The sequence below is a fragment of the Flammeovirga sp. AWQ4_249 genome, assembly GCF_056161045.1.
Map to the genome: position 1 here is coordinate 1 of NZ_JBSWYJ010000065.1, position 21,273 is coordinate 21,273.

At 33.3% G+C, this 21,273-nt stretch carries 16 protein-coding genes; all 16 read left to right on the forward strand.

Features of this window, described 5'->3' with window-relative positions; translation table 11 throughout:
* The first annotated feature begins 194 nt into the window (after positions 1–194).
* Entirely contained in the window at positions 195–821 is a 627-nt protein-coding gene (locus ACXAHM_RS24765; protein WP_474966443.1) for a hypothetical protein, read from the forward strand.
* A gap of 481 nt (positions 822–1,302) precedes the next feature.
* On the forward strand, positions 1,303–1,545 hold the full coding sequence (locus tag ACXAHM_RS24770) for a DUF2062 domain-containing protein (protein WP_474966445.1): 243 nt from the start codon (positions 1,303–1,305) through the stop codon (positions 1,543–1,545).
* A 64-nt stretch (positions 1,546–1,609) separates the two neighbouring features.
* Positions 1,610–1,909, forward strand: coding sequence for a porin (locus tag ACXAHM_RS24775; RefSeq protein ID WP_474966447.1), 300 nt, complete (start codon positions 1,610–1,612; stop codon positions 1,907–1,909).
* 256 nt (positions 1,910–2,165) lie between these two features.
* Positions 2,166–3,512 carry a xylose isomerase gene (gene xylA / locus ACXAHM_RS24780; protein ID WP_474966449.1) on the forward strand — a complete coding sequence of 449 codons (1,347 nt, stop codon included), beginning with the start codon at positions 2,166–2,168 and terminating at the stop codon, positions 3,510–3,512.
* A gap of 45 nt (positions 3,513–3,557) precedes the next feature.
* The gene (locus tag ACXAHM_RS24785) at positions 3,558–5,039 is read left to right on the forward strand and encodes a sugar porter family MFS transporter (protein ID WP_474966451.1); all 1,482 of its coding nucleotides are present in this window, start codon (positions 3,558–3,560) and stop codon (positions 5,037–5,039) included.
* Between the two features lie 48 nt (positions 5,040–5,087).
* A complete protein-coding gene (locus ACXAHM_RS24790; RefSeq protein WP_474966453.1) occupies positions 5,088–6,587 on the forward strand; it encodes a xylulokinase in 1,500 nt (499 codons plus the stop codon).
* A gap of 36 nt (positions 6,588–6,623) precedes the next feature.
* On the forward strand, positions 6,624–7,298 hold the full coding sequence (gene fsa, locus ACXAHM_RS24795; protein WP_474966455.1) for a fructose-6-phosphate aldolase: 675 nt from the start codon (positions 6,624–6,626) through the stop codon (positions 7,296–7,298).
* Positions 7,299–7,396: 98 nt separating this feature from the next.
* Complete coding sequence (locus ACXAHM_RS24800; protein WP_474966457.1) at positions 7,397–9,448, forward strand: transketolase family protein; 2,052 nt, start codon at positions 7,397–7,399, stop codon at positions 9,446–9,448.
* Between the two features lie 99 nt (positions 9,449–9,547).
* Positions 9,548–10,474 carry an alpha/beta hydrolase gene (locus tag ACXAHM_RS24805; RefSeq protein ID WP_474966459.1) on the forward strand — a complete coding sequence of 309 codons (927 nt, stop codon included), beginning with the start codon at positions 9,548–9,550 and terminating at the stop codon, positions 10,472–10,474.
* 152 nt (positions 10,475–10,626) lie between these two features.
* Positions 10,627–12,036, forward strand: a complete 1,410-nt coding sequence (locus ACXAHM_RS24810) for a sulfatase family protein (protein ID WP_474966461.1) — start codon at positions 10,627–10,629, stop codon at positions 12,034–12,036.
* Between the two features lie 387 nt (positions 12,037–12,423).
* Positions 12,424–12,891 (forward strand): malectin domain-containing carbohydrate-binding protein, encoded by a 468-nt coding sequence (locus ACXAHM_RS24815; protein ID WP_474966463.1) that lies wholly within the window; start codon positions 12,424–12,426, stop codon positions 12,889–12,891.
* A 362-nt stretch (positions 12,892–13,253) separates the two neighbouring features.
* Positions 13,254–14,768, forward strand: a complete 1,515-nt coding sequence (locus ACXAHM_RS24820; RefSeq protein ID WP_474966466.1) for an MFS transporter — start codon at positions 13,254–13,256, stop codon at positions 14,766–14,768.
* Positions 14,769–14,775: 7 nt separating this feature from the next.
* Positions 14,776–15,903 (forward strand): endo-1,4-beta-xylanase, encoded by a 1,128-nt coding sequence (locus tag ACXAHM_RS24825; protein ID WP_474966468.1) that lies wholly within the window; start codon positions 14,776–14,778, stop codon positions 15,901–15,903.
* Between the two features lie 7 nt (positions 15,904–15,910).
* Positions 15,911–16,891 (forward strand): glycoside hydrolase family 43 protein, encoded by a 981-nt coding sequence (locus tag ACXAHM_RS24830; protein WP_474966470.1) that lies wholly within the window; start codon positions 15,911–15,913, stop codon positions 16,889–16,891.
* Positions 16,892–17,013: 122 nt separating this feature from the next.
* Entirely contained in the window at positions 17,014–19,137 is a 2,124-nt protein-coding gene (locus ACXAHM_RS24835) for a T9SS type A sorting domain-containing protein (RefSeq protein WP_474966472.1), read from the forward strand.
* A 122-nt stretch (positions 19,138–19,259) separates the two neighbouring features.
* A partial coding sequence (locus tag ACXAHM_RS24840; protein WP_474966474.1) for a hypothetical protein occupies positions 19,260–21,273 on the forward strand: 2,014 nt, incomplete at its 3' end.

The window sequence follows — 21,273 nt, forward strand, 5'->3', positions numbered from 1 at the left end:
TGTGAGAATATGTTTTTTTTATGCAACTCAAAGTTAATTGAGATACTTAAACTTTTCTCACACTTTTTTAAACGTTTAGGACGCTATTGACTAAAAATTAAAGATCATTTTGAAAATGTTGATACCCCTTTTAAAGTCGGAAATTTGTAATAGTATATTTTGTAAGCTAATCATAAAATTAACAAACTAATAAAATGATAGATCAAGAAGAAATTCTAAATAATGAATTAGAAAATATTCAAAATACAATTGATACAAGTATACATTGGATTTCAAGGCAAGATTTAGAAATTTTATTTGAAGTATGTTACTTATTAGGGTTCGAAAACTTATATAAAAAAATTTATACTTTGTTGAATACTATTAAAGTTGATATTTCGATAGGCTTCCAAAAAGAATTAGTTATTGAAACTTTTGAATATCCAGATGTAGAATATCTGAAGAAGAAATATAAAATTGAGTCACAGGAGACATACCTTAATTTATTCAATTCACCAAATACGGATTTTTATCAATTAGCATTGAAAAAGGATTACCAACTGGGTCTATCAAAATGTAAGTCTATGCATGATACAATTGAAGTATATACAATTGCCTGTTTAAATAATGATTTTGATAAAATTGAAAGAATACAAGATGAATATTTACAGAACCATCTTGAAATAATCAAATACATTGAAAGGAATAGAGCGTATGATAAAATGAGAGATGAATCTCCACTATGTAATATTGTTAATGATAAATACGCTTTGTTGGGTTGCCAAATAGTTCTGGCATTAAATAGTCTTAAACCATGGGAAAGTTACCCTTTAATTGATTAATATCGGTATCATCAACAAGCATCAAATAATTTATTACCACAATTTAAGATGAGGCATTTCATAATTAGTTTATGAAACAGCCTCTTTTTTTTGCTTTACTTTTTATTCCTTAAGTTCATCATAAGTCCATTAATCTTTCCTGTACTATTAATGAAATGGTAAACGGCTATACTGTTTTTTGCAACAGAAGTCATGGTGGCAATAGTCTATTATTAAGTACTATAAGAAATCATACAGCACTGTATATAAGTAAGTTAAATACTCGGAATCTACTCTCAACAATTCAACTTATTTTTTCTACAATTCAAAATCTAATACGACAATTCAAGATAAGCTAACTAACACTCCTGCAAAGAAGGCGTAAAATTGAATAACAAAAGAAAATAAAACACTTAATATTTAACATGGTTGTCATCGCTAAATTTATATCGGTAGCCTGATAATATCAATCTTAACATTTACATCTAATTGAATAACGATCATGAAAAAGCTCAACAATTTTATAAAAGAAATATTTCTGATAAATGATGATCCTCAAGCTATTGCAAAAGGATTTGCTGTTGGATCTTTTGTAGGAATGCTTCCTATCTCTGGTTTCCAACTTATCGTAACGATCACGATGGCAGAAATATTGAAATTAAATAAACGAGCAGCAACCCTATCGGTATTTATCACAAATATCATTACAGGGTTATTCATCTTCTTTATTAAGCTTAGATTCTAGAAACAGTTGCAACCAATTTTAGGCAATAGAAAAAGGTAAGACTATCTTTAAAGTCTCACCAAAATTGTTCAAAAACAAAATTGGAGTTGAGTGGCAGCCAAATAGAGCATTTGAATTTGTAGCAATGTATGTGATTGCAGATAGAACATATATTGATTCTCAAAACCCAGTGAATGATCAAGCAGGTAATTTATTAAGATTACAAATGCAGGTGAATTTACTTTTACTAAAATATAACTTCTTCTCCTTATTAAAGGATAGGAAGTCAGTAATAGGTCTCGTACTTAATCTCTCAGGAGAAGAAGGTACGGGACTTTTTATTTTTCTATTAAAAGTACATTTCGTATGTGTTTGTAATTTTTAATAAAACAGGGTCTTTTTAAGAAGATTTATAGTCTTTCATTTTTCTATAAAAACAATAAAAAACTCTGTTTTTGGTACTGAAAATTGTATCGGGAGCGGTTGCGAACACGGTTTCATTTCATTTTTTACTACTGAAATTTGACATCAGATAGGTATAGTTTCTAACTAGCAAGTGTTATCAAGACAATTCAAAAAAGAAAACACTCCTTTATTGGGGTAAAGAAATTTTTAAGATATAGATTTAAAACAACAAAGACATGTTAGAAACAGCAGAACAAAAAGTAGTATTAGGAGAAAAAGAATTCTTCCAAGGTATCGGAAAAATTCAATTTGAAGGTCCAGAATCAAAAAATCCATTAGCATTCCGCTACTATGATGAGAACAGAGTTATCGCTGGTAAAACAATGAAAGAGCACTTTAAATTTGCAGGTGCATACTGGCATAACATGTGTGGTGAAGGTAGTGATCCATTCGGTCCTGGTACTCGTGATTTTCCATATGCTAATGTGTGTGATGCGGTAGAGAAAGCAAAAATGAAAATGGATTTTGCTTTTGAATTTTTCACAAAACTAGGTCTTCCTTATTACTGTTTCCATGATTTTGATTTAGTGGACGAAGGTGCGACAGTTTTAGAATCAGAAAAAAGACTTTCAGCAATTGTTGATTACGCTAAACAAAAGCAAGAAGCTTCAGGAGTAAAATTATTATGGGGTACTGCAAATGCATTTTCTAACCCTCGTTATATGAATGGAGCTTCTACTAACCCTGATTTTTCAGTAGTAGCTCATGCAGGTACTCAAGTAAAAAATGCATTAGATGCAACAATCGCTTTAGGTGGTGAGAACTACGTATTCTGGGGTGGTAGAGAAGGATATATGAGCTTATTGAACACGGATATGAAACGTGAGCAAGAGCACATGGCTCGTTTTTTAACAATGGCAAGAGATTATGCTCGTAAGCAAGGTTTTAAAGGTAACTTCTTTATTGAGCCTAAGCCAGCTGAACCAACGAAACATCAATATGACTTTGATTCAGCAACTGTATTAGGTTTCTTAGAAAAGCATAACCTTGCAGATGACTTCAAATTAAACTTAGAAGTAAACCATGCAACATTAGCTAACCATACATTCACTCACGAGTTACAAGTAGCAGTTGATGCAGGTAAACTAGGTTCGATTGATGCTAACCGTGGTGACTACCAAAACGGATGGGATACAGATCAATTCCCTAATAACCTTTATGAAATCGTAGAAGCAATGTTAATCATTCTTCCTGGCGGTGGTTTCCAAGGTGGTGGTATCAACTTCGATGCTAAAATGAGAAGAAACTCAACTGATTTAGTTGATATGTTCTATGCTCACATCGGTGGTATGGATTTATTTGCTAGAGCATTATTAATCGCTAACGATATTTTAGAAAATTCTGAATACAATAAAATCAGAACAGATCGTTATGCTTCATTTGATGGTGGAGAAGGTAAATTATTCGAAGATGGTAAATTATCATTAGAAGACCTTCGTAACATCGCTATCAAAACAGGTGAGCCAGTTCCTACTTCAGGTAGACAAGAATACCTTGAGAATCTAATTAACATGTATATCTAATCAGATAGATAATAATAGTGGTTTGCTGACACAAGATGAATTATTGTGTCAGCTCCACATTTTTTTAATTATTCTACTATCACTTACACTCTCATTAAGCAAATTAAAGTACGAATTGAAATGAAAGATATTACTCTAAAAGAAAATGTTAGTAGCCAACAAAAACAAGGTCAGGTAGATTTTTCTTTTGTATTAAAAGTAACTTTAGTTGCGGCACTTGGAGGATTATTATTTGGATATGATACAGCTGTGATCTCTGGAGCAATTGGCTCTTTAGAAACATTTTTTGGACTAAGTGCTGTAGAAAAAGGATGGGCAGCATCTAGTGCTTTAATTGGTTGTATTGGAGGTTCTGCAGTGGCAGGGCAATTAGCTACAAAACTAGGACGAAAAAAATCATTAATAATAGCAGGTGTTTTATTCTTTATATCTGCTGTTGGTTCTGCCATACCAGAAGCGTTTACAACATTTGTTATTTACAGAATAATAGGAGGTGTTGGTGTAGGAATAGCATCTATGTTATCTCCTATGTATATCGCAGAAATTGCTCCTTCAGCCTATAGAGGAAGATTAGTTTCATGTAATCAATTTGCGATCATCTTTGGTATGTTGGTAGTTTACTTTGTGAACTATTATATCGCAAGTTTAGGAGATACAAGTTGGATTGACAACATAGGTTGGAGATGGATGTTTGCATCAGAATGTATTCCAGCTTTATCTTTTACGGCATTATTATTCTTAGTACCAGAAAGCCCACGTTGGTTGGCTTATAAAAATAAAGATGAGGAAGCGATGGAGGTGTTATCCCATATTTCTGAAAATCCTACCTTGTCATTAAACGATATAAAATTATCCTTACATGCTTCTGCTAATGAGTTAAAAGCAAGTGTGTTCCAAAAGCCTTATACATTAATTGTATTTATCGGGGTGATGTTATCAGTATTCCAACAAGTAACAGGTATCAATGTATTCTTGTACTATGCACCTGAGATTTTCAAGAAACTTGGAGGAGGTAATACAGATACAGCGTTATTACAAACAATTGTTGTAGGTGCAGTAAACTTAGTTTTCACAGTAATAGCTATTTTCTCTGTGGATAGATTTGGTAGAAAACCATTAATGTTGATTGGTTCATTAGGAATGGGAGTTTGTATTACAGCGATTGGAACAGCTGCTTATTTTGGTAATACTGATGTTTGGTTATTGTTCTTTGTGTTAGGATACATAGCATGTTTTGCTCTTTCATTAGGACCTGTAACATGGGTTTTATTATCAGAAATAATTCCAAATGCAGTTAGAGGAGTTGGTCTATCAATAGCAGTCGCTTTCCAGTGGATTTTCAATTTTATTGTTTCTCAGACTTTTCCAATGATGATGGATAATGATTATCTATTTAATACATATCAAGGAGCATTCCCTTTCTGGGTTTACGGTTTAATGTGTCTTGCTACTATCTTCTTTGTATGGAAGTTTGTACCTGAAACAAAAGGGAAATCTTTAGAAGAAATGGAAACACTTTTCAGATAAGAATTTAGTAATAACAATAGCATGTAGCTATCAAAAATATTTAAGACAATGCAATTTTTAGGTTTAGATATCGGAAGCTCTTCTGTGAAGGTTTCTGCGATTGATGAAGAAGGAAAAGTAGTCGCTTCGGCTCAATATCCTGATAAAGAAATGCCAATCAATGCCCCGGAGCCAGGTTTTGCTGAACAGGATCCAGAAATGTGGTGGGATGCTATTAAGAATGGGTTAAGTATATTACAACAAAATCCAGCTTTTAAAGGTGAAGAATTAGGTGCCATTGGTATTACTTATCAAATGCATGGTTTAGTTACTGTAGATGAAAATAAAGAAGTGATTCGTCCTTCAATCATTTGGTGTGACAGTAGAGCAGTAGAGATTGGGCAAGAAGCATTTGAAGCAATAGGTGAATCAAATTGTTTGACGCAATTCATGAATTCCCCTGGCAACTTTACAGCATCAAAGTTAAAGTGGGTTAAAGAGAATGAACCAGAAAACTTTGCTAAGGTTCATAAATTTATGCTTCCAGGTGATTTCATTGGAATGAAATTAACGGGTGATATTAATACTACTATCACAGGCTTGTCAGAAGGTATTCTTTGGAACTTTAAGCACAATAGATTAAATACTGAACTGTTAGAGCATTATGGTATTCCATTCAACCTTGTAGCAGATTACAAAGAAGTATTTACGAACCATGGTGTCGTAACGGAGCAAATTGCAAAGGAGTTGGGTATTAAAGCAGGTATTCCAATTACTTATAAAGCTGGAGATCAACCTAATAATGCGTTTTCATTGAATGTGGTTAATCCGGGGGAGATTGCTGCCACAGGTGGTACATCAGGTGTGGTTTATGGTGTGACGGATGAAGCAAAATGTGACCCTAAATCAAGAGTAAATCCTTTCGCTCATGTAAATCATACAGAAGAAACACAGCGTTTAGGAGTGTTATTGTGTATCAATGGTACAGGTATTGCAAATTCTTGGCTTCAAAAAAATATTGCATCTAACATGGATTATAAAGCCATGAATGATGCTGCTACTCAATCTCCAATTGGAGCAAAAGGCGTTGCCTATTTACCATTTGGAAATGGTGCTGAACGTGTTCTTGAAAATAAAAATATTGGTGCACATTACCTAAATCTTGATTTCAATAGACATACGACAAATGATATGATCCGTGCAACACAGGAAGGGATTGTATTTTCTTTCCAATATGGCATTGAGGTAATGCAAGATATGGGTTTAAAGCCTGCGGTGATTAGAGCAGGACATGCAAATATGTTTTTAAGTCCTTTATTTAGACAAACATTGGCTAATGTTAGTGGAGCTCCAATTGAATTGTTAGATACTGATGGTGCAAGAGGTGCCGCAACTGGAGCGGCAGTAGGAGTGAAACATTTTTCTTCGTTTGAAGAAGCTTTTAAATCATTGAATGTGATTGAAGTCATTCAACCAAACAAAGAAGAAACGGAAGCTACAAAAGAAGCATATAAAGTATGGAAAGAAATGCTTCTTAAAATCATTGAAAAAGAGCCAGAAATGGTATAAACGATATAAAATCAACTAATAAAAAAACAGACAATTATGAAATTCTTTATTGATACAGCAAATTTAGAAGATATTGCTCAAGCTTATGACATGGGTATTTTAGATGGTGTAACAACCAACCCATCATTAATGGCGAAGGAAAATATTGTAGGAAATGATAATATTAAAGCACATTACGCTAAAATCTGTGACCTAGTGGATGATATGGTAAGTGCAGAAGTGTTGTCAACTGATTTGGAAGGAATGATTAAAGAAGGTGAAGAATTAGCTGCAATTTCTCCTAAAATCGTAGTGAAAATCCCTATGATCAAAGATGGTTTGAAGGCAATCAAACATTTTGCAAAAAAAGGAATTCGTACAAACTGTACATTAATCTTTTCTGCAGGACAAGCATTATTAGCTGCTAAAGCAGGGGCTACTTATGTTTCTCCCTTCATTGGCCGTTTAGATGATGTATCACAAGATGGTATGTTATTGATTGAAGAAATTAAAGATATTTTTAATCAATATCCTACATTGAATACAGAGATTCTGGCAGCTTCTGTACGTCATACAATGCACCTTTTAAAGTGTGCAAAAGTAGGTGCAGATGTGGCAACTTGTCCACTTTCAGTATTTGAAGCTTTATTAAACCATCCTTTAACAGATAAAGGCTTAGCACAGTTTATTGAAGCAGCGAAAACTATGCAAGAGGAAACTGAATTAGTATAATAATAAGGCATAGAGAAAAGAGGTAGTTGTTACTATCTCTTTTTTCATTTATCATAATGTGTGACGGTGTTCAAAATAAATATTTAGATAACAAAACAATGAAAGATATCAATACTTTAGCAGCTGATAATATTAGAATATTAGCTGCTGCAATGGTAGAAAAAGCAAAATCAGGTCATCCAGGAGGTGCAATGGGTGGAGCTGATTTTATTCAAATTTTATATAGCGAGTTTTTAAAATTTGATCCAAAAGATCCTTCTTGGCATGCAAGAGATCGTTTTTTTCTAGACCCTGGACATATGTCAGCAATGTTGTACGGTCAGTTGTCATTATTGGATTGCTTCTCTATGGAAGAATTAAAACAATTCAGGCAATGGGATAGCCCAACTTCAGGTCACCCAGAAGTGGATGTTCAAAGAATGATTGAAAACACTTCAGGACCGTTAGGTCAGGGACATGTATTTGCTGTTGGATCTGCTATTTCAGAACGTTTTTTATCAAGCCGTTTTGGCAAAACAGTTGAGCATAAAACATATGCTTATATTTCTGATGGAGGAATTCAAGAAGAAATTTCTCAAGGAGCAGGTAGAATAGCAGGGCATTTAGGTTTAAGTAACCTAATCATGTTCTATGATGCAAATGATATTCAACTTTCTACAACAGTAGAGGAAGTTACTACTGAAGATACAGCTAAGAAATATGAAGCTTGGCATTGGAATGTTATTATAATTAATGGTAATGACCCAGTAGCAATTAGAAAAGCTTTAGTTGAAGCAAACGCAGAAAAAGAACGTCCAACCCTAATTATCGGTAAGACAATTATGGGTAAAGGTGCTATTGATGCTGATGGTAATAGCTTTGAAGGTAAGTGTTCAACACATGGGCAACCTTTATCTAATTCAGGAGCAAGTTTTGCAGATACTATCAAAACGTTGGGAGGAAATCCTGAGGATCCATTTAAAGTTTTTGATGATGTAAAAGCTCATTATGCAAAAGTAATTGAGGAAAAACAAAAGCAAGCTGATGAAGCAAAGACATTGGAAGCAGAATGGAAGGAAAGCTATCCAACTCTTGCAGAAAAGTTAGCTTCATTCTATGATAGAAAAAACACACAAGTTGATTGGGCAAATATTACTCAATCAGAAGGAGTGGCTACTCGTGCTGCATCAGGTAAAGTATTAGCTCATTTGGCTACCCGTGTTGAGAATATGATTGTAGCTTCTGCTGATTTAGCAGATTCAGATAAGACTGAGGCATTCTTAAAGAAAACAACAGCTTTCAAAAAAGGAGACTTTAAAGGAGCATTTTTCCAAGCAGGTGTATCTGAATTAACAATGGCTGCAATTGCTGTAGGAATGGGATTACATGGTGGTGTAATTCCAGTTTGTGCTACATTCTTTGTTTTCTCAGATTACATGAAGCCTGTAATGAGAATCGCTTCGTTGATGCAAACACCTGTGATTTTTATGTGGACTCATGATTCATTCAGAGTTGGAGAAGATGGCCCTACACATCAACCAATTGAACAAGAAGCTCAACTGAGATTATTAGAACAACTTAAAAATCACCATGGTCAAAGAAGTTTCTTAGCACTTCGTCCGGCGGATGCTTATGAGACAACTAATGCATGGAAGTTAGCTGTAGAAAGTGCAGACCGTCCTGTAGGTCTAATTTTCTCTCGTCAAAATATACCAGCATTTACTGCTGAAGAACAACGTTTGGAAGATGCCAATTTAGTTGCAAAAGGGGGGTATACAGCTTTACATTTAGGTGGAGAACCAGATCTTCAGTTAATTGCTAATGGTTCAGAAGTTTCTACATTAGCCTCAGTTGCTCACCTTTTACATAAAGAACAAGGGTTGAATGTAAAGGTAGTTTCTGTTCCTTCAGAAGGTTTATTTAGAGACCAAGAAAAAGCATATCAAAATGAAGTAATTGACAAGTCGATTCCTTCTTATGGACTTACAGCTGGTTTACCTATTACTTTAGCAGGGCTTGTGGATATTGATAATGTACATGGCTTGTCTCATTTTGGATTTTCAGCACCTGCAAGTGTTTTAGATGATAAATTTGGCTTTACACCAGAGAAAGTGAAAGAATGGGTGATGTCAAAACATGCAGAAATGACAGAAGAGTTAGCAGCATTATAATATTAAGTCACTTATTATAAATTAAAAACAAAGCTATACATATGGCATCAGGTGTTTTGCCTGATGCTATTTTTTTACAATAAACTCTCAAGATTTAAGATGATGAAAAGAATATTATTGCATTTATTATTACTCCTTTCGTTCCCAATTTTCGCACAAAAGATCACTCCAACTGAAAAAGTTGTTTATAAACAAGTAGATGATGTGAAGTTGTCGTTACATGTATTCAAACCTGAAAATCACGACAAATCAAAAGCAGCTATTGTATTAATTCATGGAGGTGGATGGAATACAGGGAAGCCAGGTTTTTTTTATAAGCAAGCTAAACACTTTATGGATAGAGGGTTAGTTGTGATTTGTCCTGAATATAGAGTGAGAAAAAGAAATAATACAACTATTTATGAAGCGGTAGAAGATACCCAAGAAGCTGTAGCTTACATTCGTAAACATGCAAGTGATTTTGGCATTTCTAAAAATAAGATTGCAGTTGGAGGAGGTTCAGCAGGAGGGCATTTAGCAACTTCATTGACTTTTATAGAGCCATTATCTTCTTCTATTTCTATGAAAGATTATCATCCGGATTTATTAATTCTGCTAAACCCTGTTTTGGATATAGGGAAAAAAGGGTATTCGCATAGCTTAGTAAAAAAGGAATTGGAAGCTAAAAATATAAATTTAGTATCTTTTGATCCACTTCAAAATGTAAACTCTAAATTACCTACAACATTAGTAATGTTAGGGGATAAGGATAATATTGTTTCAGTAGAAGTGGTAGAAGAGTTTGAGTTGAATGCACAAAAAGAAAAGGTAGATGTAAAAACAATTGTTTATAAAGGGGCTGAGCATTCTTTCTTTAATTATGGATATGGAACAAAGCAAGGTTACCCTAAAGGAACAATATGTAAATGGTACTTTGATACTCTTCAAGCCTCTGATGACTTTTTAGTAGAGCATAAATTCTTATCGGAAAAAACTATGATTGCAGTGCCTAGTAAAGCTGTTTATCCGATCAAACAGAGTAAATAATTTACTTATGAGTGGAATGATTTCATTTAAAAGATAATTATATTTTTTGTTTGCTCTCATCAACTGTTATAACAAATGCTTCAATAATTACAGTGTTTAAGAATAAACAGCAATACTTTTAGTCCATAAATAGAACATAAAATAGAAATGAAATGAGAAAGATATTTTTTTTAATAATTGTAGCAGCAGGTACTCTTTTTTCTTTCTTCTCTTTCAGTAAAAAGAAGAAGCAGACTAAACCTAATATCATTTATATTATGGCAGATGATATGGGATATGGAGACATAAGTGCTTTTGGTCAAAAAGGGTATGCAACACCTAACATAGATCAATTAGCGAAAAAAGGAATGAGTTTTTCTGACTATTATGTACAACCTTCTTGTACTGCTACAAGAGCATCATTAATGACAGGTGCATATCCTTATAGAGTTGGTTTGAATATGGTAGTAGCCCCTTCTGGTCCAGCTTGGACGTTAGATAAAGCCGATAAAGGACTTAATGAAAAAGAAACAACAATAGCTGAGGTATTAAAAAATGGAGGATATAAAACTGCACTTTTTGGCAAATGGCATTTAGGTCATCATCATAAACACCTTCCTACTAATCAGGGGTTTGATTATTTCTATGGAACTCCTTATTCACATGATATGAACCCTAATGTGAATAAAACTTTTCCTGATATGCCATGGATGGAAAATGAAAAGGTATTGGAGTATAATCCAGATTTGACAAATGTTACAAAAGACTTAACAGAAAGAGCAATTGATTTTATGGAAGAAAATAAAAACAAGCCTTTCTTTTTATATGTCGCTCATCCGATGCCACATATTCCATTACATGTTTCAAAAGAATTTGATGGTATAACTGGTAAAGGCATGTATGCTGATGCTATTAAAGAATTAGATTGGTCAGTAGGGCAGATCGTTCAAAAAGTAAAAGATATGGACATGTTAGAAAACACAATTATTGTATTTACTTCTGATAATGGCCCATGGTTGTTATATGGAAATCACGGAGGGTCTCCAGAACCGTTTTTTAATGGAAAACATTCTAATTTTGAAGGCGGTCAACGTGTTCCGTTCATAGTTTCATGGAAAGGTAAAGTACCAGAAGATAAAGTGAATAGTAATATCTCAGGAGTGATAGATATCTTACCTACTTTTGCTAATTTATCAGGTTCTGAATTACCTGAAAGTAAAATGGATGGAATAGATATATCAAATATGATGTTTGATGAAAAAGAAAAGGGCAGAGAATATCAATTCTTTGGTAACGGTAAAGCAGTTGCTGTAAGAAAAGGAAAATGGAAACTTCATATTCCCCACAAGTATATTTTTATTGCCGATGGAGCAGAAGGGCATGATGGAATGAAAGGAAAGGAAGCTTGGAAGAAATTAGAACTTTCCCTTTATGATGTATCAACTGATTTAAAAGAAAGAACAAATGTTGCAGATCAAAATCCTGAAATAGTACAAGAATTAAAAGCTGCAATTAATGCTCACAATATTGAAATAGAAAAGAACAAACGTCCAGTAGGAGTTGCAGAACCTTATGTGTGGTAAATAATAAAAATACTCTATCCTAAACCAAGACTTAGGTTGCTTTTGCATTGCAGAAGTAACCTTTTTTTATAAGTATAGTGTACGTTGATTGTATGAAACATATTTCATATTGTTTGCTCTATTTAAGATAGAATAAACAAGGTTTATCAGATTGACTGACAGAAAACAATAGTCAACAAACCAAAACTTTTTTTATTAATTCTATGAAATTTTTTTTACATATCTATTACTAATAACAATTATAACTTTAGCTCAAAAAGGAGTGGAAGTTGGCAGTACAACTTGTGGCCTTCAAATTTATCTTCAAGGAGGTTTGAAACATCACAAAACAAAAAATATTGATCAAATTCAAAGTAAAACTGAACCAGAATATTATACCGAAGACGAATGTCTACTTGGGTAGAAGGGCTTCATGATGGAAAATATCAGTTTGAAATTTTTGTAGCTGAAGTACATTTTAAAGCACCTAATCAACGAAAATTTAATGTCTTTGCAGATGGGCAATTAATGTATAAGGATTATGATATTGTTGCTGAAGCAGGAACTTTTAAAGAACATATTATCACAGGCACTTTTCATCATAAGGATGATAATATTAATGGTCCTCTTGCCATAAGGTTAGAATCTACTCAAGATAATGTAAATTTTCATGCTATTCGTATCAAAGATAAAAAAGGAAATGTTATAGCATGTGCTAAAACAGATGATTTTATCAATCGTGATGATGCACTTTTTTCTAATATTCCTGAAGTTTCAACTCCTATTATCTATACCAACTCAAGTTATTCCGTAGATGAAAAAGTAACTGATGTGATTAGTAGAATGTCTATTTCAGAAAAGGTATTAAGATATTAGAATGTTAATAAGAATACCTATGTAATTCCTACTGGAGAATTTGAACTTCAAATAGGAACTTCTTCTGCAGAAATTATCAAAACATTAATTGTTGAAGTGCTTGAACCTTTAGAGAAATAGTAAATGTACAATTAATAATGATAAAGGATTCATATACAATCTTTTAAAAACAAGATGAAAAACGCCTTTTTAATATAATAAATGATGCATCAACTGTAATAAATGATGTATCAACTGTTTCATGCGACAATTGTAATAGAAAATGTATTTCTGTTTATAAAGTCTTGGTAATAAAAACTCGATAATTGTAACACATACATTTTTTAATGTGACTAAGTGATTCGAATAATAAAGAAATGGAAATGAATAAGATTTCGCTAAAAGAAAAAATTGGATACAGCCTTGGAGATTGCTCTGTAAATTTTGTATTTCAGATAATGTTAGTGTTCCAACTAGGTTTTTATACTGATGTATTTGGAATTAAGGCTACAGCAGCTGGTATGATATTATTAGTAGCTCGAGTAATCGATGCTTTTGTAGATCCATTCGTAGGCATAATGTCAGATAGAACCGAAACCAGATGGGGTAAATATAGACCTTGGGTTTTATGGACAGCTTTACCTTTTGGCGTGTTCTTTTTCTTAGCTTTTACAACTCCAGATTTCAGTGAACAAATGAAGATTATTTATGCTGGAGTTACTTATACATTATTGATGACATTTTATTCGTTGAATAACACTCCTTACTCTGCATTACATGGAGTAATGACAAGTGATATTCAAGAAAGAACTAAAATTGGTTCTGTAAGATTTGTGTTTGCTATGCTGGCAGCATTAATTGTTCAGGGATTTACATTACCATTAGTAGCAAAATTAGGACAAGGAGATGATCAGTTAGGGTGGTCAATTACAATTGGAATTTTCTCACTGATTGCGATTATTTTCTTTGTCATCACTTTTGCCACAACAAAGGAAAGGGTGAAGCCAATTATAGAAGAGAAAACATCTGTAAAACAAGACTTCAAAGATTTGATTTCGAATAAGCCTTGGATTGCAATGTTTGTGACTACATTATTTATCTTTACAACACTATCTTTATGGGGAGGAGGAATGTATTACTTCTTTGATTATTACTTAGACCATGATGCAATTTTTACATTCTTAGGCGGTTTTGGTTTGATTGAAGACAGTTCTTCTTCCAATGGTGTTTGGTATAGTTTGTTAGATACTTTTGGTCTGATTGCATTAGAAGATAGAAGCAATGCTTTTAATGTAGGTTTCAGCTTTTTTAATATGATTGGTCAGTTAATTACGATCATCACAGTACTTACTTTGTCTGCACCTTTGGGTAATAAATTTGGAAAGAGAAATGTATTTATTGTTTGTTTATTCTTAACATCAGTGTTTACAGGCCTATTTTTTATTGTTCCAAAAGATGCTATTGGATTAGCATTTACAATAAATATTTTCAAGAGTTTATTCTACGCTCCAACGATTCCATTACTATGGGCAATGATGGGTGATGTTGCAGATTTCTCTGAATGGAAAACAACAAGGAGAGCAACTGGCTTTGTGTTCTCAGGAGTAGTATTTGCGCTAAAAGCAGGTTTAGGATTAGGGGGGGCATTATGTGGTGCTGTCGTTTCTTATTATGGTTTTGAAGCAAATGTGGTACAAACAGAAGATGCTATCTATGGTATTCGTTTAGTGGCGAGTATTTTACCTGCCTTAACATTCTTTATTAGTGTTGTCGCATTAGTTTTTTATCCAATTACAAAATCATTCAATATGAAGATTCAAGCAGAATTGGAGAAGAGAAGAAAGCAAAAAGAAATAGGTACATCAGTTATAGAAGAGTCAGAACTGGCATTAAACTAAAACAGTGATGAAAAATAAAATTAAAAATGTAATTGCTGCTTTATTATTGGGTTGTTCAACGTCCTTATTTGCACAGGATATAACACTTAAGGATACTTTCAAGGATGACTTCTTGGTAGGGACAGCTTTTAAAGCAGAGTATTTAGCAAAGAAAGGTAATGTAAATGCCACTTTTGCAGCAAAACAATTCAATAGTGCAGTTGCTGAGAATTGTATGAAAATAGAGAAAATACATCCGAAACCAGGAATTTACGATTTTGTAGATGCTGATAAGTTTATGGAGTATGCGGAAGAAAATGACATGTTTATCATTGGTCATACATTGATATGGCATTCACAGTGTCCAGATTGGATGTTTGAAGATGAAAACGGTGATCAAATTTCTAGAGATGCATTAATTCAGCGAATGAAAGACCATATCTATACGGTAGTTGGTCGCTATAAAGGAAGAATAGATGGATGGGATGTTGTCAATGAAGCAATTGCTGATGATAAAGGCATGAGAAAATCAAAATGGCAGCAGATTATTGGAGATGAGTATATTGAATTAGCTTTCCAATTTGCTCATGAGGCAGATCCTAATGCAGAGTTATATTACAATGATTATTCAATGGCAGAACCTCATAAAAGAGAAATGGCTGTTGAAATAGTAAAGCGTCTTCAAAAGAAAAATATTAGAATTGATGCTATTGGAATGCAAGCACACATGACTTTAGACTATCCAAAGTTTTCAGAATTTGAAAAAAGTATAGAGGCTTTTCATGCTGCAGGAGTTCAAGTAATGCTTACTGAATTAGACATTACAGTATTACCCTTTCCAAGTGATAAAATTACAGCAGAAATATCACAGAATTATGAGTTGAAAAAGGAGTATAATCCTTATCCGGAAAAAATCTCTAAAAAGGCAAACAAAGAATTGACAGAGCGTTATAAAAATCTATTTAAGATAGCATTAAAGCATAATGATAAAATTTCTAGAGTGACACTTTGGGGGATTAATGATGGTGATTCTTGGAGAAACAAATGGCCTATTAAAGGGCGTAAGGATTACCCACTATTATTTGATAGAGGGCTTCAACCAAAAGATGCTTTCAATGCAGTAGTAGAATTAAAAAATGACAAACATATCAATTAAATAAAAAATGGAAATTACAAAATTAGCACCACGTTACTTAGTAGATCATATGTATACAGCTGATCCTTCAGCACATGTTTTTAATGGTAAAATTTATATCTACCCATCGCATGATATTGAATCTGGAGTAGAAGAAAATGACAATGGCGATCACTTTAATATGCAAGATTACCACGTATTTTCTTTAGAAGATGTGGAAGGTGAAGTAACGGATCACGGTAATGTGTTAGATGTAAAAGATATTCCTTGGGCAGGTAGACAACTTTGGGCTCCAGATGCTGCTGAGAAAGACGGTAAGTATTACTTGTACTTCCCAATGAAAGATAAGAATGACATATTTAGAATCGGTGTGGCGGTAGCAGATAAGCCAGAAGGTCCTTTTGCTCCTGAACCTACACCAATTGATGGTAGTTATTCTATTGATCCAGCAGTTTTAAATGATAATGGAGAAGATTACTATATGTACTTTGGAGGTCTTTGGGGCGGTCAATTACAACGCTATAGAGATAATAAAGCAATTGAAGTAGGTGCTGAACCAGAAGATAATGAAAATGCTTTATGTGCTAAAGTAGTGAAGTTATCTGCGGATATGAAAGGGTTAGCCGAAGAACCAAAAGATGTTGTAATTCTTGATGAAAGTGGAGAGCCATTGAAAGCAGGGGATCATAATAGAAGATATTTTGAAGGTCCTTGGATGCATAAATATAACGGCAAATATTATTTTTCATACTCAACTGGTAATACACACAAAATCTGTTATGCTGTAGGAGATTCACCTTATGGCCCTTTTACTTTTAAAGGAGAAATTCTAACTCCAGTTGTAGGGTGGACAACACATCATTCTATCTGTGAGTATCAAGGGAAATGGTATTTATTCTACCATGATAGTAATCCTTCAGGAGGAAAAACATGGTTAAGAAGTATCAAAATGGTTGAGATTGAGTATAACGAAGACGGTACTATTCAGACTGTTGATGGAATGGCTTAAATCTTAACTTTTTAAAAGAATAAGATATCATAGATCCATGATTTTTTGAACTACTGATTTATGATATCTTATTCAGATCTAACCTCTTTATTCGATGAAATGAATACCAACTAATCAACATTATGAAGAAACTTTTACTTTTTTATTTATTGCTAACTACACATTTATTATCTGCACAATGTCTCGATGAATTGGGTATAGGTTCTTTTGAGGTCGAGAATTTTAGTGCTGAATGGTTTACAGGAACTCAAGAACTTGGTGAGTTTGTTTCCTCTCAAGATGATAAATATGATGGAGCAAGATCTTTAAAAGTTGTTGTTACTAAGGATAATACATGGGAAGTGAGAATGTTCCAAAAAACAGATTGCTACTTTACAAAAGGAATTGATATTGACTTCAAGATAACTTTTGCAGCAAAAGGAGCTGTAGGAAGTAAAATTGCGGTTACATTGATGGACGATAAAACAAATAATGTTGCAGATACAATAGAACTAACATCTACTGAATGGACCACTTATACTACAAAATTAACTTCTACTACAGAAAGTGTACAAGGAAGAATTAAGATAGGGTTCGCATCACAAGGAACATACTACTTTGATGCATTAACGTTACATGAAGTCAGAAAAACACAAAATTGGTATGTGAGTGCTAATTCAGGAAATGATAATTTGAATACTGAAAATGGTTCATCAACAGAAAAACCATTCAAAACACTTCAATATGCATATGATAATGCATGGAATCCGGGAGATACTATTTTTGTAATGAATGGTACTTATAATAATAAAAACTACAATACAGGAAGAGTCAATAACGGATCAATTTTATCATTAAAAGATGAAAAAATGGGACTTTCTAACGGGTGGTTAACCATTAAAAATTATGAAGGTCACTCTCCTAAATTAGTGTTTGATGGCTCTGGAGGAATCATTGGGAATGCACAATATACAGAAATCTCAGGCTTAGAAATAGAGGGGCCAAATCAAAAAATAACCTTAGCAGAAGCAGAAGAGAATCGTCTTATTCAAGATAATTATTATAAAGGAAGGGGGGTAGCAATTTGGAACGGACATCATATTAAGATCAATAATATGAAAGTGCATGATTGTCCAAATTCAGGATTAAGAGTAAATAATGGAGATTATTGTGAAATAGAAAATAATCATGTTTATAACTGTACTTGGTGGTCTTCTAATGCTGAAAGTGCTATTGTTTTCGCTCAATCAAAAGATGTTGATACAAGAAAAGTGATAAAGATGCGCATTATAGGAAATAAGGTGCATCATAACGAAAACAGAATTCCTTATTATAATAAAAATTATACTGGAGCGGACGGAAGTGATTATGGAACTGAAGCACAGGATTATATCATAGATGGTTCAGGTTGCTACATCACAAGAAATAATGATCAAGGAACTGGTTCTGCAAGTGAAAACCCTAATGGTCAATACAATGGAATGTTTTATTTCGCAAACAATGTTTCCTATGAGAATGGGATCAATGGCCTAGTAGTACATAAAACAGATGGTGCTATTGTTTCTAATAATACAATCTATATGAATGGTAGTGTTCCTTTGGAAAAAGGAAGACAAAGAGCAGGTGGTATTACAATCCATAGTTCAAAAGATGTGAAGATGTATAACAATATTAGTTGGACACGCTTTGAGGATGACTATGGATATAAAATTTATGAGAGAAGCTTATCGACAAATCTTGAGGCATCAAATAATATTCTTTTTGTAGGAAAAAGTGATTATACAGAAGAACAATATACACTAGTGGACCCTGAATTTGTGGATGCTGAAAATTATGATCTGAGAATAAAGGCAACAAGTCCTGCTATAGATGCAGCTTGGATTCACCTCAATCTACCGGAATATGATTTTTCAGGAAAACAAAGAGATGATACCCCTGATATTGGTGCCTATGAATATGCAGAGGCATTAGATACAGACGGCGATGGTATTGTTGATGCAGAAGATGAATGTCCAGAAGATCCTGAAAATAAATGTAATGAAGATGCTGTAACAGCAGTAGATGAGGTGCTTATAGAGATGTCAATCTATCCAAACCCAACATCAGGAATAGTGAATTTTTCACAATCAATAAACTATGAAATCTATTCACTCTTAGGTGAACTTTTAATAACAGGACATGGAAAACAAGTTGATTTATCGGGTTGCCAAGAAGGAATTTACCTTTTAAAAACAACGCATAAATCTTTTAAAATCATAAAGAAATAAGATGAGGTGTGAAATGAAGTTTTCTATCTCATGTGTAAACCGAATCTTACCTACAATAAAAACAATTAATATAAGGATCTGACTGACAATCTTCCTTTGATTGATACAATTAATTTACAAGTATGAAGAATTTTTATTTTATAATTTTACTCTTTTCATTGCAAAGTATTGTCTTTGGACAAACACCAACAGGTTACCCAGTTAATGGAAATTTTGAGACTGCATTGGCCGATGACGCTACACAACCAGCGAATTGGTTTGTTAAAGGAACTGGATCAGGTTTCTTAAGAACAGATTTTAATGTATCTGGAGTTGTTGGAACAGCTACCTGCTTTGGTTATTTTGTATCTGAAGGAGATTACAGTGTTGATAATGCTTTTGCAAGTAATAAATATATATCTACAGATTCTGAATTAAAATTAATAAATGGTGCAGAATATGAAATAAGATATTGGGTGGCAATTAACGTTGCACAAGATGTTAATATTGGTGTTAAATTAGAAACAGAGGATGAATTAGGTGTTTCATCAATTTATTTTTCTGAAATAGAAACTTATAGTAACTCTAAATCTTTTGGAAGTTCTTGGCAAGAGGTAGTAAAATCATTTACTTTTTATGATGCATCACTGGCAGAGGGGACTGAAGTAAATGCTACTTTAACTTTTGGTTTTGCTAATAATCTAAATTCTATTGATAATACTAAAGGTGTTAATATTAGAATTGATGAAGTTGAAATATGGGAAGTATCTGTACCTGGGGCTGAAGATCCAGACAACACACTTTCATCAATCTCCATAAACGGAACTCCAATTGATGAATTTGATGCTTCTACAACTTCTTATTTCACAACATTAACTGCAGGAGAAGATTATCCAACAATTACAGCTGTAGCAAATTCTGATGTTGCAACAGTTCAAGTTAATCCTGTAGATGAGAATGAAAAAACAGAGATTGTTGTTACAGCTGAAAATGGCAATACAAATACGTATACTGTACAAGGAACTTATACTTTTAATCCTAGTTTTGAGGAAGTGAATGATGCACTGACAGATGGAGATAAAATATATCCTATGTATTGGAAATCTAATGCAGGTTCTACAAGATTAAGAGATTATGCATATGGTATTATTAATGGTCAGTACTTTTTTAACCAATTTATTTCAGATGCAATTGATCCTGATAACACAGATAATGACCCTTTCTACGGTGGAAAAGTATTGAAACAAAGTAAGGAAGAAGCTAGTGATTTTAAACTAGTGAATGGAGAAAGTTACGAATTGTCTTTTTATGTAGCTTCTAATAGAACTGAAGATGCAAATATTGCTGTGAAGGTAGAAGCAACGCCTGAAGGAAGATTTGCTAATATCTTAGTTGATGAAATGCAGGTAATTCCTTTTGATGCTGCTAATACAATTAAAATGGTTACAGTTCCTTTTACATTTAGATCATCTTCGCCTTCTTTAGTGGTAGGAGAAGCATATAATGCAAGTGTGACTTTGGGCTTTGGTTTAAGTAAAGCAACATCAGCAGTTAATAAAAATCTTGGTATTGAGAATGTTATTATCAGAAAAGCAAAAGGTCAGAATGCTGAATTATTTGGTATTTACTTAGATGATGTACTAATTGAAGGTTTTGAAAGTTCAACAAAAGAATATACTGTTTCATTACCCACAAATGCTCCTAATGTAATTACAGTAGATGCGAAAGATAAAGATGCTGTTGTAGCAATAGATGATCAAGAATCTAAACTGGTTATTTCTGTTACTTCTGAAGATGGATTAACAACAGAGGAGTATACTGTCAATAAAGTTATTCTGAAATCTGATAATGCAAACTTAGCATCTATATCAGTAGATGGTGTAGAAATTGAAGAATTCTCAAAAGATCAATTAACCTATGAAGTTACAATTGCTGCAGAAGCAGATGGAATAGTAACAGCAGAAGCAGAACATGAAGCTGCAACAGTTTCAATTACTGCTATTGATAATGTTCATACCATCTTAGTAACTGCAGAAGACGAATCTACAAAAGAGTATACTGTAACACTTACTGAAGGAGTTCCTCCGTTATCTACTAATGCAAATTTAGCGTCAATTGCTGTAGATGGTGTAGAAATTGAAGAATTCTCAAAAGATC